This is a genomic window from Streptomyces sp. NBC_00414, assembly GCF_036038375.1.
GTDB lineage: Bacteria > Actinomycetota > Actinomycetes > Streptomycetales > Streptomycetaceae > Streptomyces.
Genome location: NZ_CP107935.1, coordinates 163,585 through 176,532 on the forward strand (window position 1 = coordinate 163,585; position 12,948 = coordinate 176,532).

Here is a 12,948-nt window from a genome sequence, read left to right on the forward strand (position 1 = left end):
AACGGCCGACGGACATGAGTGGCGGCCCCCGCCGTTGGGCGGGGGCCGCCACTCATGTGCTCGGGGGAAGGGCTTCTCACGCCTTCGCGGCGGGCGCGATGTTGTGGTTGAAGCGGAACAGGTTGGCCGGGTCGTGGACGGCCTTGATCTCGGAGAGCCGCCGGAGATCCTCGGGCGAATAGACGAGGCCCGTCTGGTCCGGTGTGGCCTCGTCGGCGTAGATGAAGTTGAGGTTGCGGCCGACCGTCCACGGCCGCACCGCCTCGTAGAGCCGCTCGTGCACGGGGCGGGCGGTGTCCACGTCGCAGATCGCCAGCGGTGTCAGGACACGCAGGATGTACTCGCCCTCCCGGCTGCCGATCGCGCTGGGGACGGCGGGCGGCCGGGAGAAGGCGCCGCCGAGATGGCGCACGTCCACGATGCAGGGGGCCGCCGCTGTCGGGCCGGCGAGATCGAGGACGGCCTCGGCCACCGAGGATCCCGCCTCGCCCAGCATGACGTTGTTCCCGTAGTAGGCGTGCGGGAAGGCCGGGTCGTTGTAGATGGTGCCGCTCGCGGTGTACGGCATCTCGTCGATGCTGTCGATGAGGCGCGGGCCGATCGCCCGCAGGGGCTCGACCAGTTGCCTGCCCGACTCCGCGTCGCCGGTGTACGCGACGCGGATGTGGGCGGTGTAGCGGCCCTTGAGGGGCGCCGGGATCGGCGGGAGGTCCGGGTAGCGCATCAGCGAGATCGAGGAGGTCAGCTCCTCCGGCACCGTAGTGGTCCATCGAAGGTAGGTGGCCAGCGCCTCCGGGACCAGATCGGCGTCGAAGTACAGCCCGCCGCCGTAGATCCGGCTCAGAGGGACCAGCGCGACCTCCAGGCTGGTCACGATGCCGAAGTTGTCCCGTCCACCGCGCAGCGCCCAGAACAGGTCGGGGTCGCTGTCTGCGGTCACATGGCGCAGAGCGCCGTCGGCCGTGACGACGTCGATGCTGCGTACGTGGTCGGCCGTGTAACCGAACTGACGGCCCAGTACGCCGACGCCGCCGCCGAGTGTGTAGGCGACGGCCCCCACGTGCGGGGCGGAGCCGTTCAGCGGCGCGAGTCCATGCGTCGCCGCCTCCTCGATGACCTGCTCCCAGCGCACCCCGGCCTCGACCCGAACGGTCCGGTTCCGCGGGTCGATCCGGACATCGGTCATCCGGGCGGTGCTGATCAGGACCCCCTCTCCCTGCGCGGCCGCCGACAGACCGTGTCCGGTGGCCTGCACGGCCACCGGGAGCCCTCCGGCGGCGGCGAACTTGACGGCGGCGCTCACGTCTTCAGGTCCGGTCGCGCCCACGATCACCGCCGGTCGATGCCGGAAAGCTGTCTGGAACCCGGACCGTTCGTCGTCGTAGCCGGAACTGCCCGGCGTGAACACCGGTCCCTGCACCCGTTCAACGAGCTCTTCGAATTCCGCCGGGACATCGCTCATCGCTGCCGTGTTTCCTTCCCAGTCCGCCGAGCTCGACCGGACCCGACGAGGGGTGCCGGCGAGCCAGTACACCGTCACACTGGTTCATCGACATCCAGAAGTCCAAGATCTGAAATCTCTTCTTGCTAGCATGATTGGTTATGGAACTGAGGCAGTTGGAGTACTTCGTAGCCGTGGTCGAGGAAGCGAGTTTCACGAAGGCGGCCGCCCGGCTGCATGTCGCGCAGCCAGGGGTGAGCGCTCAGATCCGCCGGCTGGAGCGCAAGCTCGGCCAGGAGTTGCTGGACCGCTCCGGACGCCTGGTGCGGGTGACCGAGGTGGGCGCGGCCGTGCTCCCCTACGCGCGTGCCGCGCTCGCGGCGATCACCGACACACGGCTGGTCGTCGATGAACTGACCGGCCTCGTCCGCGGACACGTCGCGGTGGGGATGGTGCCGTCCTGCGGAGGTTTCAGCCTGCCCGCCCTGCTCGCCGGTTTCCATGAGGAGCACACGTCGGTGGAGATCACCCTCTCCGAGGCGAACTCGGAGGAACTGGTCCATTCGCTGCGGGCCGGCCGGCTCGACGCGGCGTTCATCGCCCTGTCGGGCGGCGAGGTACCCGTCGGCCTGGCGACCCACGTGATGGTGGACGAGCCGCTCGTCGCGGCCGTGAGTCCCGGCGACCCGCTGGCCACGCGCGAGGCGATCACCCTGGACGACATCCGGGACCGGGCCCTGATCAGTCTTCCGCCGGGCACCGGCATGCGCAAAAGCCTCGACGCCGTCTGCGCCGAGGCCGGCCTCACTCCGCGGATCAGCTTCGAAGCCGGGAACCCGGGCATCCTCGCGGAGTTGGCGAGCCGGGGCCTGGGACTGGCCATCCTTCCGCAGTCCCTCGTCAGGTCGCACCCGGCACGGCTGTGCGCGATCCCCTTCTCGTACCCCGAACTGCGCGGTCAGGTCGCCCTCGCCTGGCGCGTCGACGGCCCCGTCAGCCCGGCCGCCCGGGCGTTCGTCGACCGCGTCCGCAGCACCACGCGGCAGCCCGACACGGTCGGAGCCGGTCAGATCACTCCGGTGGCGCCTTCGGGCTGACGCGCCGCCAGACCAGCACGCGGCGCTGCCTCGGGCCGATGAGCGAGTCACCGTGGAGCGTGAGGGTGGCACCGTCCAGACTCAGGTCACGGACCTGGTCGGTGCCGATCCAGCCCGGCTCCGGAGCGAGCGTGAGCGTGTGGACGACCTGGTCCCCGGACCGCCGCCACGTGCCCGAATAGCTCATGTAGTTCTGGGGCGGCCTCTCCCCTGGCCCACCGCCGGGCGCCGAAGGCCCCGTGCGCATCATGTGCACGGACACGTGCCCCTCCACCGAGTAGAAGAGCAGCCCTTCGGGTTCGGGGCCCAGCGGCCCCTCTCTCCTGTTCCCGTCCTCGTCGACGTCGTGGAACGACGCCAGCCTCCACACCCCGACGAGCTCACTCACCGTCATGTCCCGGCGCGCCTTCCCTATGTCCCTGTGCTTCTGTGTCCTCTGTCCGCACGGTCCCGCACCGGATCCGGTCCCGCCTCAGGGGAGCGCGATGCCCGGAACGCGTACGCGTGCGGGGTCACCACCGAGCACCCGCCCGCGGGCCGCGGCGCTCACCTCATGGGGCGAGCCGAGTGCCACGGCACTGGCCTCGTCCAGCCGGGCGAGCTGCTCGCCGGTGAGCTCGACGTCGAGAGCCGCCAGGTAGTCGTCGAGCTGAGCCACCGTGCGCGGGCCGATGACGGGCACGAAGGCGGCGGCGCGCCGGGCCCTCTCCCGTACCCAGGCGACGGACACCTGCGAGGCGGGCACCCCGGTCTCCGCCGCGACCGCGCACACGGCGTCGACGACGGCGGTCCGCTGGCTGGTGCTCTCGGTACGGATCACCCGGCCCTTCCAGTCGGTGAGCCGCCCCTCGGCGCCGGTGCGGTACTTGCCCGTCAGCAGCCCGCCGCCCAGCGGTGACCACAGGCCGACGCCGAGGCCGAGGCTCTCCGCCATCGGCAGCAGCTCGCGCTCGGCGGTGCGGTCGGCCAGGCTGTACTCGGTCTGGATGGCGGTGACCGGTGCCAGGTGCCGGAGCTCCGCGATCGTCACGGCCCGGGAGACCTGCCACGCCGGGAAGTTCGACAGGCCCGCGTGCAGGATCTTGCCGGCCCGCACCAGGTCATCCAGGGCGCCGAGGATCTCCTCCAGGGGAGTGACCGTGTCGGGGAAGTGCGCCCAGTACAGGTCGATGTAGTCGGTGGACAGCCGCTCCAGGCTCGCCTCCACCGACCGGACGATGTTCTTGCGGCTGTTGCCGGTGCCGGAGATCCGCGACTCCGGCGTGGAGCCGTAGCCGAACTTGGTCGCCAGCACGAAGTGGTCGCGGTCGGCGGCGAGGAAGTCACCCAGGAGTTCCTCCGCCTGTCCGAACTGGTAGCAGTCGGCGGTGTCGATCAACGTACCGCCGGCGTCGGCGAACCGGTCGAACACCTTGCGGGCCTCGTCGGGTTCGGCTCCGCCGCCCCACCGTGTTCCGAAGTTGACCGTGCCCAGTCCGTACTCCGACACCCGCAGGCCCGTGCCGCGGCCGAAGGTCGTGTACTGCATGTCGACTCCTGTCACCCTGTAGCTCCTGTCACCGCTGTCCTCGGGGCGACTCGGCTCCCGGCATCGCTTCGCCCACCCTGCGTAGCAGTTCCTGCCGCTCCGCGCGGAGGTAGAAGTGCCCGCCGGGCAGAAAGCCCAGATCAAAAGCGGCGCTGGTGTGCGCCTTCCAGCCCTCGATGTGCAGAGTGTCCGCCTCCTCGGTGCCGGCGAAGGCCGTGATCGGGCGGTCGAGCGGCTCACCGGGGAGGTGGTCGTACGTTTCGAACACCTCGATGTCGGCCCGGTAGTAGGCGAGCACGATCTCCAGGAGCGCGGGGTTGGCCCGGACCGGTTCCGGCAAGGCCCCGAACCGGCGCTCCAGCGCGGGCAGCAGTTCCGCGCCGGAGAGCTGGTGCAGCGGTGCTTCGCCGTGCACGAGGGGAGGTGGCGGGGACGAGGACAGGAACAGCCGCTCCGGCTGCTCCCGGCCGCGCTCGCGCAGCGCACGGGCCACCTCGTAGGCGACCAGTCCCCCGAGGCTGTGCCCGAAGAAGGCGAACGGCTCCTCGAAGACCACCTTGTCCAGCAGTGCGTCGACCAGCGGACGCATCCTGGTGAAGGCGGGTTCGGCCCGGCGGGAGGCCCGGCCGGGCAGTTGCATCGCCCACACCTGGACGTCCGGCAGATCGTCGGACCAGCGGACGTACTCGCCGGGCGAACCGCCGGCGTGGGTGAAGCAGTACAGGGACGAGGCGGCTTCCGGGCGACGCTCGCGGCGCACCAGCCAGGGGCCTTCCGGCGCCGTGCGGGGCGCGCCGGCCCCGGTTCGGGTGTTGTCCACCATGACGACTCCTCAGGAGAGGGCGGGCCGCGGACTGTCGTGACCGCCCGTCGGCGGGTCGACGAGTGCGGCGAACTCGGTCACCGTCTCGGCCTCGTACAGCCCCAGGACGTCGACCTCCACGCCGAAGATCTCGCGGGCACGGGACAGGAGCTGGACGGCTATGAGCGAGTCACCGCCGAGGGAGAAGAAACTGTCCTCGGCGCCGACGTCCGGCAGACCGAGGATCTCCGCGAAGAGCCGGGCGACCCGGCCCACGGTGTCCTCCTTCTCCAGCCCGTTGCGCTCCGGCCCATCATGTTCCAGCCCGCTGGGCTCCGGCCCGTTCCCGTCCGCGGTCCCGGCGGACGCGGCGGCGGTCTCCCCTTCGGCGGCCTCCACCACGTGGCGCTGCCGCTCGAACGGATACGTCGGCAGGGGGACCCGCAGCCTCCGGCCTCCGTGGACCTCCGCCCAGGAGATCGCGACGCCCGCCAGCCACAGTTCACCCAGCGCGGCGAGCAGCGGGGGCGGCCCTTCGGACGCGGTGCCGTGCTCTTCGCCCGGCAGGGCGGTCACGAGCAGGTGGTCCGCCGTGCGCCCGGGATGCCGACGGGCGGCAGAGGTCAGGGTCAGGCCCGCGCCGAGCTCCACGAGCACGGCGGAGGAGTCCTCGAACAACGGGTCGAAGGCGGTGTGCGGCAGGGTCTTGCCGCGCAGATGCGCGGACCAGAACCCGGGGTCCACCGCGTCGTCCGGGGAGAGCGGCCGGGCCGACGTCCCGCCGACGACGGGGACGCGCGGGACCCGGGGGCCGGCCTCACGGACCAGCTCCTCGAAGCGGGCCGCGGCATCCGCTCCGTCCGACGTGTCGCCGCCGCCTGCCGGGGCCAGCAGTCGGGCCCGGGCAGCCACCAGCCGTGCCGCGTCGTCCAGGGAGAACACGCCGGCCACCGCGGCGGCCGTCAGCACTCCCACGCCCGTTCCCAGTAGCGAGGCCGGCCGCACACCCCACGCGGCCAGCGTCCGCGACAGCGCGTACTCCTCGGCGAAGGCGAGCAGGTCCGCCGTGGCCGGGTCGTCGCTCTTCGAGCCGGGCCGGAAGCCCTGCGCGCCGGACCCGTCGACCACGTCGAGACCGCGCACCGCGGCGTGGCAGGCGTCGAACGCGCGGCGGAACGCCCGCTGTTCCGCGTACAGCCGGGCCGCTTCGCCTGCCGCCCCGGTACCGGGGAACAGGAACGTCACCGACCGGGGCCGGGGCGGGCCGCCGGTGCCGACCGGACTGCCGTCCGCGCCGGACAGGGTCCGTACGGCGTCCCGGGTCCTGCCGACGACCGCGTACCTGCGGTGGTCGTGCTCCCGGCGGCCGACCTGGAGCGTCCAGGCCACGTCGGCGATCGACAGCTCCGGACGGGCGTTCAGGTAGCCGGCCAGATTCTCCGTCGCCGCGTCGAGGGCGGCCGGGGTGCGCGCCGAGAGGACCAGCAGCTGCCAGGGGGCGGGCGGCGCCATCGGCGGGGGCGCGGGGGCCTCCTCCAGGACGACGTGGGCGTTGGTCCCGCCGATGCCGAAGGAGTTCACTCCCGCGCGCCGGGGCGTGCCCCGCGTGGGCCACTCCTGAGCCCGGTCGGCCACCCGGAACGGGGTCGCGGCGAAGTCGATCCGCGGGTTCGGTTCGCTGAAGTGCAGGCTCGGCGGAATGACGCCGTGTTCCAGGGCAAGGACCGTCTTGATCAGTCCGGCCGCGCCGGCGGCCGCGTCGGTGTGCCCGATGTTCGTCTTGACCGACCCGATCCGGCAGAACCCGCTGAGGTCGGTGCCGTCCCGGAACGCCTTGGTCAACGCGGCCACCTCGATGGGGTCACCGAGCGGCGTGGCGGTGCCGTGGGCCTCCACGTAGGTGACGGTGGCGGGGTCCACCCGGGCCACCGCCTGCGCGTCCCGGATCACGGCGGCCTGCCCCTCGACACTGGGCGCGGTGAAACCGATCCGGTCGGAGCCGTCGTTGTTCACCGCTGTTCCCCGCAGCACGGCGTGGATGCGATCGCCGTCGGAAACGGCCTCGGCGAACCGCTTGAGCACCACCAGGCCCCCGCCGTCGCCGCCCACGGTGCCGCCCGCGGCGGCGTCGAAGGCCCGGCAGACCCCGTCCGCGGACAGGATCCCGCCCTCCACGTACGGACTGTTCCGGGCCGGTACGTGCACGGCGACGCCGCCTGCAAGGGCCATGTCGCAGTCACCGGACAGCAGGGCCTGGACGGCGGTGTGGACGGCCACCAGGGATGTGGCGCACGCGGCCTGCACCGTGACGGCCGGGCCGCGCAGCCCCAGTTTGTAGGCGATCCGGGTGACCAGGTAGTCGGTCGCGTTGCCCAGCAGGATCTCCATGTCGGACACGCCCGAGCCCCGGTCCGACTCCGACCGCGCGAGGTGGGCGTAGGAGGTGTCGGTGCCGCCGCCGTAGACGCCGATGGCGCCGGAGTACCGCGCCGGGTCGTAGCCGGCGTGTTCCAGGGCCTGCACCGCGCACTCCAGGAGGACGCGGTGCTGGGGGTCGATGATCCGGGCCTCACGGGGCGAGTAGCCGAAGTAGCCCGCGTCGAACGACTCCGGGTCCGCAAGCAGGCCACGGGCCGGTACGTACGCGCGCTCGGCGCCGCCGCCGGGAACCGGGCGCGGGGCCGAGCGGGTCACCGTGTCCAGGCCCTCGGTCAGGTTCCGCCAGAACTGGTCGACGTCCTCGGCACCGGGGAACCGGGCGGCCATCCCGATGACGGCGATGTGTTCGGCGTCGTCCGCCTGCTCGACATCGTCCGCCTGCTCGTCGGGGCTGTCGTCACTCACGTGTCTCACCCCGCTCCCGGGTGCCCGGCCGGCTCCGCTGGGCACGCCGGCGCTGAAGCCGCGCGCGGCCCCCGGCCCGCTCCGCCCCGCTGTGGGACCGGGTGGACTCGTCCGTACCGCCGTCGAGGTGCCGGGCCAGCGCCCGGACCGTCGTGTACGTGAACAGGTCGACCAGGTCCGGTTCCGTGCCCAGTTCCTCGCCGATCCGGTCCTGGACCATGTGCAGCAGCACCGAATGCCCGCCGAGATCGAAGAAATTGTCCTCGGCGCCCACCCGGCGCCCCTCCAGAACCTCCGACCAGATTTCGGCGATCACCCGCTCCGTATCCGTGGCCGACGGCCGGGAGACTTCTTTTCCAGAAGGGGCGGGTAAGGAATCCTGCGGCTCCGGTTGCGAGTCCACTCTTTCCTCCCATGACTTTTCGCTGCGTGCCAGGACTTTTTAATTGCCCGCCCCCGAGCATGTCAACGAAGCCCCTTGGACAGTCCGGGCGCGTGGACGGCCGCCCGGCTGTCCAACCGGAGAAAGTCCCCGGTTGGTGGCCGTCGGCACCCGCGCCGTCCGACGGCCGGGCTTCGTTCCGCAACGCCCCCGGCGTTCAGTGGCCTCGGGCGCGAACTGAGTAGATGGCACTCATGGCCCGGTCCGCCGGACCCGTGGTGTTCTCGTTCGGCCCCCGACTGCCTCGTGCCGGCCGGCGGCGGACACGACGGTACGGGCTGACGGACTTCTCGCGTGCCGCCGGCTCCGGCGGCACGCGAAACCACCCGCGGAAAGAAGGATCCGTCACCTGGTGGATCACAGAAGAACGGGCCGCCACAGGAAAAAGAAATCCTCGAATCCATGAATCCATTCCTGACACAAGGAAGCGAAGGCACGAAATGCGCTCATTCCTGAAGGGCAGTCCCATGGTTTCGTGGAACACCTCGACCCAGGACCCACTGCGCGCGTATCCGGCCGCTCAGCAGCCGGACTGGCCCGACCGTTCGGCCCTCGACGCCGTCACGAGGGAACTGGAGACCCTTCCGCCGCTCGTCTTCGCCGACGAGTGCGACCTGCTGAAGAACCGGCTTGCCGCCGTGGCCCGCGGCGAGGCGTTCCTGCTGCAGGGCGGTGACTGCGCGGAGACCTTCGACGCGGTCCGGACGGACACCACGCGGGACAAGCTCAGCACCCTGCTGCAGATGGCGGTGGTGCTGACCTACGCCGGCTCGGTTCCCGTCGTGAAGGTCGGCCGGCTCGCCGGGCAGTACGCCAAGCCGCGCTCGAAGGCGACCGAGACCCGGGACGGGCGCGTGCTGCCGGTCTACCGGGGCGACGCGGTGAACGGTTTCGACTTCACGGAGGCCGCCCGGGTCCCGGACCCGGCCCGGCTGCTGACGATGTACCAGGCATCGGTGACCACGCTGAACCTGGTCCGCGCCTTCAGCGCGGGCCGGCACGCCAACCTGCGTCAGATCCACAACCTGAACCGGGACTTCGTCTCCGGATCGCCCTCCGGACACCGCTACGAGTCCATCGCCGACGAGATCGACCGGGCGCTGCGCTTCATGCACGCCACCGGCAGCGGGCCGGACGCGGCGGACGCCGAAGAGTTCTTCGTCTCCCACGAGGGGCTGCTCCTGGACTACGAGACGGCCCTCACCCGCGTCGACACCTCCAGCGGGCTGCCCTACGCGACCTCGGGGCACCTGCTGTGGATCGGCGAGCGGACCCGGGATCCCTCGGGTGCGCATGTCGAGTACTTCTCGCGGATCAACAATCCGGTGGCGGTGAAGCTGGGCCCGACGGCCACCTCCGACTCCGTGTTGCGGCTCATCGACCGGCTGGATCCGAAGCGTGAACCGGGCCGGCTGACGCTCATCGTCCGGATGGGCGCCGGCAAGGTGCAGGAGATGCTGCCGCCGCTGGTGGAGAAGGTCACCGCCTCGGGAGCGCAGGTCGCCTGGGTGTGCGACCCCATGCACGGGAACACGGTGGAGGCCCCCTCCGGGCACAAGACCAGGCGTTTCGACGACGTGCTCGACGAGATCCGGGGCTTCTTCGACGTCCACCACGCCCTGGGCACGCATCCCGGGGGCATTCATGTGGAGTTCACCGGCAACCACGTCACCGAGTGCGTGGGCGGCGGGCACGAGGTCCTGTTCAAGGACCTCGCCTCACGCTACGAGTCGGTGTGCGACCCGCGGCTGAACCGCAGCCAGTCCCTCGACCTCGCGTTCCTGGTCTCCGAGTTCCTGGGCCCGCGTGATCGCCGTCCGGCACGGCCGCTGTCCGCAACGAGCGGCCCGGTGCTCTGATCCGCGCCCGAACCGCTGTCGAACCCGTGAGGAGAGCGTCGTTGAGCAGCTTGCGTTGGCTGACGGCCGGGGAGTCGCACGGCCCCGCACTCGTCGCGACCCTGGAGGGGCTGCCCTCCGGTGTCCCGGTGACGAAGGAGATGGTGAGTGACGCGCTGGCGCGGCGCCGGCTGGGGTACGGCCGCGGCGCCCGGATGAGTTTCGAGCGCGACGAGCTCACCTTCCTCGGCGGTGTACGCCACGGACTGACCCTGGGCTCCCCCGTCGCCGTCATGATCGCGAACACCGAGTGGCCCAAGTGGCAGCAGGTCATGGCGGCCGATCCGGTGGCCCCGGACGTTCTGGTCGGCCTGGCGCGCAACGCCCCGCTCACCCGGCCCCGCCCGGGCCACGCCGATCTGGCGGGGATGCAGAAGTACGGCTTCCCCGAGGCACGGCCCGTGCTGGAACGGGCCAGCGCCCGGGAGACCGCGGCCAGGGTCGCGCTGGGCGCGGTGGCGCGGTCGTACCTCAGGGAGGCCGTCGGCATCGAGATCGTCTCGCACGTGGTGGAACTGGCGGGGGTCGGTGTCCCGTACGGTCTGCTGCCCGTGCCCGAGGACACCGGGCGGCTGGACGCGGACCCGGTGCGCTGTCTGGATCCGGACACGAGCGCGCGCATGGTCGCCGAGATCGACAAGGCCCGTGCCGACGGCGACACCCTCGGCGGTGTGGTGGAGGTACTGGCCCACGGAATGCCCGTCGGTCTCGGCAGCCATGTGCACTGGGACCGGCGGCTCGACGCGCGGCTGGCGGCGGCGTTGATGGGCATCCAGGCCATCAAGGCCGTCGAGGTCGGCGACGGGATCGAACTGGCCCGGGTGCCGGGCTCCCGGGCGCACGACGAGATCGTCCCCTCCGCCGACGGTCTCCGCCGTGCCTCCGGGCGTGCGGGAGGCACCGAGGGCGGCCTGAGTACCGGCGCACCGCTCAGAGTGCGGGCGGCGATGAAGCCGATCGCCACCGTGCCCCGCGCGCTGGCCACCGTCGACGTCACCACCGGCGAGGTCGCCCGCGCGCACCACCAGCGCTCCGACGTGTGCGCCGTCCCGGCCGCCGGGATCGTCGCCGAGGCGATGGTCGCCCTGGTCCTCGCCGACGCCGTCGCTGAGAAGTTCGGCGGTGACTCGGTGGCGGAGACCCGTCGCAACGTCACCGGGTTCCTCGACCACCTGGTCGTCCGGTGACGGGCCGCCCGCCGGGCCCGGCGGTGGTCCTGGTCGGCCCGATGGGGGTGGGCAAGACAACGGTCGGCGGGCTGATCGCGGACCGGCTCGGCCTGGCCCGCAGGGACACGGACGCCGACATCGTCGCCGCGCAGGCCAGGTCGATCGCCGACATCTTCGCCGCCGAGGGCGAGGCCCGCTTCCGGGACCTGGAACGGGCCGCGGTCCGTGCCGCCCTGGCCGAGCACAGGGGTGTCCTGGCGCTGGGCGGTGGGGCGGTGCTGGACGCCCGGACCCGCGGGCTGCTGGCCGGGGGCCCGGTGGCCTTCCTCGACATGGAGTGGCACGACGCCGCCCAGCGCGTCGGCGCGGACTCCGTGCGCCCGCTGCTGGCGGTCGATGCCGAGGCGGCCTGGCGTCGGACGAGACAGGTCCGCCGGCCTCTGTACCTGGAGGTCGCCCGCGTCGTGGTCGACACCGGCGGACGCACTCCGCGGGACGTCGCCGTCGCCGTGCTGGAGGCACTGGCCCTCGCCCCGGCGCCGGGGCGCTGAGTAGCGGCTACTCAGGAATCCGCCGTGGTCACCGTGCTCTGCTGAGCCCGGCTCGCCCACAGAAGACGACATACGCAGGGAGAGGCAGTACCGCGATGAAGCTTGAGAACATCTACCTGGCCGGGGTGGGCACCTACATACCCGAGCTGGTACCGGTCGAGCAGGCAGTGAAGGACGGCCTCTACAGCGAGGCGGAGCACGAGGCCTCCGGCATGGAGTCGGTGGCCGTCGAGGACACCCTCGGCGCACCGGACATGGCGATCCGGGCCGCCGAGGTCGCGATACGGCGATCGGGGCACCACCCCGACGACTTCGCCGCACTGCTGCACAGCACCACGTTCCTGCAGGGCCCGCACGACGGCTGGTCGCCCTCGCACTACATCCTGCTGAACGCGCTGGACCGGCCGATCAGCGCCGCCGTGATCCAGCAGGGCTGCAACGGGCTGATGACCGGGATCGAGATGGCCGCTCACCGGCTCATCGCGGCCGACGACAAGGACGCCGTCCTGGTGACGGGCGCGGACAACTTCAACACCCCGATGGTGGACCGCTGGCGTGGCTCCGGGCTGTTCTTCATGGCGGACAGCGGCTCGGCCATCGTGGTGTCCCGGCGGGGCGGATTCGCCAAGGTGCTCGCGGTCGCTTCGGTCTCCGACCCGAAGCTGGAGTGGCGGCACCGCGCCGAGGGATCCCTGATGCCGCCGCGCGAACCGTCGCACAAGCTCCTGGACTTCGAGACCCGGGTCAAGTTCTGGCAGCGCAAGTGGGCCGACGGCACCCCTCCCCCCGGCGGCAACTTCATCGACCTGCTCTCGGGTGTCGCGGAAGCCACGCTGGCCGAGGTCGGCCTGACGATGGACGACGTCGCCAGGGTCACGCACGTCGGGTTCCACCGGGACACGCTCCACGCCCTGTACCTGGAGCCGCTCGGCATCGACGCCGACCGCGGCACCTGGGAGCGCAGCCGGCAGATCGGCCACGCCAGCATGTCCGACGTCGTCATCGGGCTCGAACACCTGTGGCTCACCCGCCAGGTGAACCCGGGCGACCGGGTGCTGATGATCGGCACCACCCCCGGCATGGAGGTCGGCTGCGCGGTCGTCGAGATCACCGAGGGGCCGGACGGTACGTGACCGCGCCCCCGGCGTTGGGCGCGCCGTGTCCGGTCCGGCGCCC

At 71.8% G+C, this 12,948-nt stretch carries 11 protein-coding genes; 5 read left to right on the forward strand and 6 right to left on the reverse strand.

Features of this window, described 5'->3' with window-relative positions; genetic code table 11:
* Window positions 1–76 precede the first annotated feature (76 nt).
* Complete coding sequence (locus tag OHS59_RS00690; protein ID WP_328491413.1) at window positions 77–1,462, reverse strand: FAD-binding oxidoreductase; 1,386 nt, start codon at window positions 1,460–1,462, stop codon at window positions 77–79.
* Between the two features lie 140 nt (window positions 1,463–1,602).
* On the opposite strand from OHS59_RS00690, the gene OHS59_RS00695 reads away from it, so the two are divergent.
* Entirely contained in the window at window positions 1,603–2,538 is a 936-nt protein-coding gene (locus OHS59_RS00695) for a LysR family transcriptional regulator (RefSeq protein WP_328491414.1), read from the forward strand.
* Here the strand turns inward: OHS59_RS00695 and OHS59_RS00700 are convergent.
* From OHS59_RS00700 to OHS59_RS00720, 5 genes are all read right to left on the reverse strand, one after another.
* The gene (locus OHS59_RS00700) at window positions 2,513–2,932 is read right to left on the reverse strand and encodes a lipocalin-like domain-containing protein (protein WP_328491415.1); all 420 of its coding nucleotides are present in this window, start codon (window positions 2,930–2,932) and stop codon (window positions 2,513–2,515) included. The genes OHS59_RS00695 and OHS59_RS00700 overlap by 26 nt on opposite strands.
* A gap of 78 nt (window positions 2,933–3,010) precedes the next feature.
* Window positions 3,011–4,066, reverse strand: a complete 1,056-nt coding sequence (locus OHS59_RS00705) for an aldo/keto reductase (protein ID WP_328491416.1) — start codon at window positions 4,064–4,066, stop codon at window positions 3,011–3,013.
* A gap of 28 nt (window positions 4,067–4,094) precedes the next feature.
* The gene (locus OHS59_RS00710; RefSeq protein ID WP_328491417.1) at window positions 4,095–4,889 is read right to left on the reverse strand and encodes a thioesterase II family protein; all 795 of its coding nucleotides are present in this window, start codon (window positions 4,887–4,889) and stop codon (window positions 4,095–4,097) included.
* 9 nt (window positions 4,890–4,898) lie between these two features.
* Window positions 4,899–7,712 carry a type I polyketide synthase gene (locus OHS59_RS00715; protein ID WP_328491418.1) on the reverse strand — a complete coding sequence of 938 codons (2,814 nt, stop codon included), beginning with the start codon at window positions 7,710–7,712 and terminating at the stop codon, window positions 4,899–4,901.
* Complete coding sequence (locus tag OHS59_RS00720; protein ID WP_328491419.1) at window positions 7,705–8,028, reverse strand: phosphopantetheine-binding protein; 324 nt, start codon at window positions 8,026–8,028, stop codon at window positions 7,705–7,707. Before OHS59_RS00720 ends, OHS59_RS00715 begins: the two co-directional genes overlap by 8 nt.
* 593 nt (window positions 8,029–8,621) lie before the next feature.
* Between OHS59_RS00720 and OHS59_RS00725 the strand changes: the two genes are divergently transcribed.
* The 4 genes from OHS59_RS00725 to OHS59_RS00740 all read left to right on the forward strand — a co-directional run bounded on the left by OHS59_RS00725 (window position 8,622) and on the right by OHS59_RS00740 (window position 12,905).
* Window positions 8,622–10,013 carry a class II 3-deoxy-7-phosphoheptulonate synthase gene (locus OHS59_RS00725; protein ID WP_328491420.1) on the forward strand — a complete coding sequence of 464 codons (1,392 nt, stop codon included), beginning with the start codon at window positions 8,622–8,624 and terminating at the stop codon, window positions 10,011–10,013.
* A 41-nt stretch (window positions 10,014–10,054) separates the two neighbouring features.
* Window positions 10,055–11,239 carry a chorismate synthase gene (aroC, locus tag OHS59_RS00730; RefSeq protein WP_328491421.1) on the forward strand — a complete coding sequence of 395 codons (1,185 nt, stop codon included), beginning with the start codon at window positions 10,055–10,057 and terminating at the stop codon, window positions 11,237–11,239.
* Window positions 11,240–11,280: 41 nt separating this feature from the next.
* Window positions 11,281–11,772 (forward strand): shikimate kinase, encoded by a 492-nt coding sequence (locus OHS59_RS00735; protein WP_328498992.1) that lies wholly within the window; start codon window positions 11,281–11,283, stop codon window positions 11,770–11,772.
* A 95-nt stretch (window positions 11,773–11,867) separates the two neighbouring features.
* Window positions 11,868–12,905, forward strand: a complete 1,038-nt coding sequence (locus tag OHS59_RS00740; RefSeq protein ID WP_328491422.1) for a ketoacyl-ACP synthase III family protein — start codon at window positions 11,868–11,870, stop codon at window positions 12,903–12,905.
* The last annotated feature ends 43 nt before the right edge of the window (window positions 12,906–12,948 follow it).

What these genes read in the sequence shown, in the direction of transcription:
- OHS59_RS00705 (WP_328491416.1), bottom strand. Translation starts at nt 4,066, where the DNA reads ATGCAGTACACGACCTTCGGCCGCGGCACGGGCCTGCGGGTGTCGGAG.
- OHS59_RS00700 (WP_328491415.1), bottom strand. Translation starts at nt 2,932, where the DNA reads ATGACGGTGAGTGAGCTCGTCGGGGTGTGGAGGCTGGCGTCGTTCCAC.
- OHS59_RS00740 (WP_328491422.1), top strand. Translation starts at nt 11,868, where the DNA reads ATGAAGCTTGAGAACATCTACCTGGCCGGGGTGGGCACCTACATACCC.
- OHS59_RS00695 (WP_328491414.1), top strand. Translation starts at nt 1,603, where the DNA reads ATGGAACTGAGGCAGTTGGAGTACTTCGTAGCCGTGGTCGAGGAAGCG.
- OHS59_RS00690 (WP_328491413.1), bottom strand. Translation starts at nt 1,462, where the DNA reads ATGAGCGATGTCCCGGCGGAATTCGAAGAGCTCGTTGAACGGGTGCAG.
- OHS59_RS00725 (WP_328491420.1), top strand. Translation starts at nt 8,622, where the DNA reads ATGGTTTCGTGGAACACCTCGACCCAGGACCCACTGCGCGCGTATCCG.
- OHS59_RS00735 (WP_328498992.1), top strand. Translation starts at nt 11,281, where the DNA reads ATGGGGGTGGGCAAGACAACGGTCGGCGGGCTGATCGCGGACCGGCTC.
- OHS59_RS00710 (WP_328491417.1), bottom strand. Translation starts at nt 4,889, where the DNA reads ATGGTGGACAACACCCGAACCGGGGCCGGCGCGCCCCGCACGGCGCCG.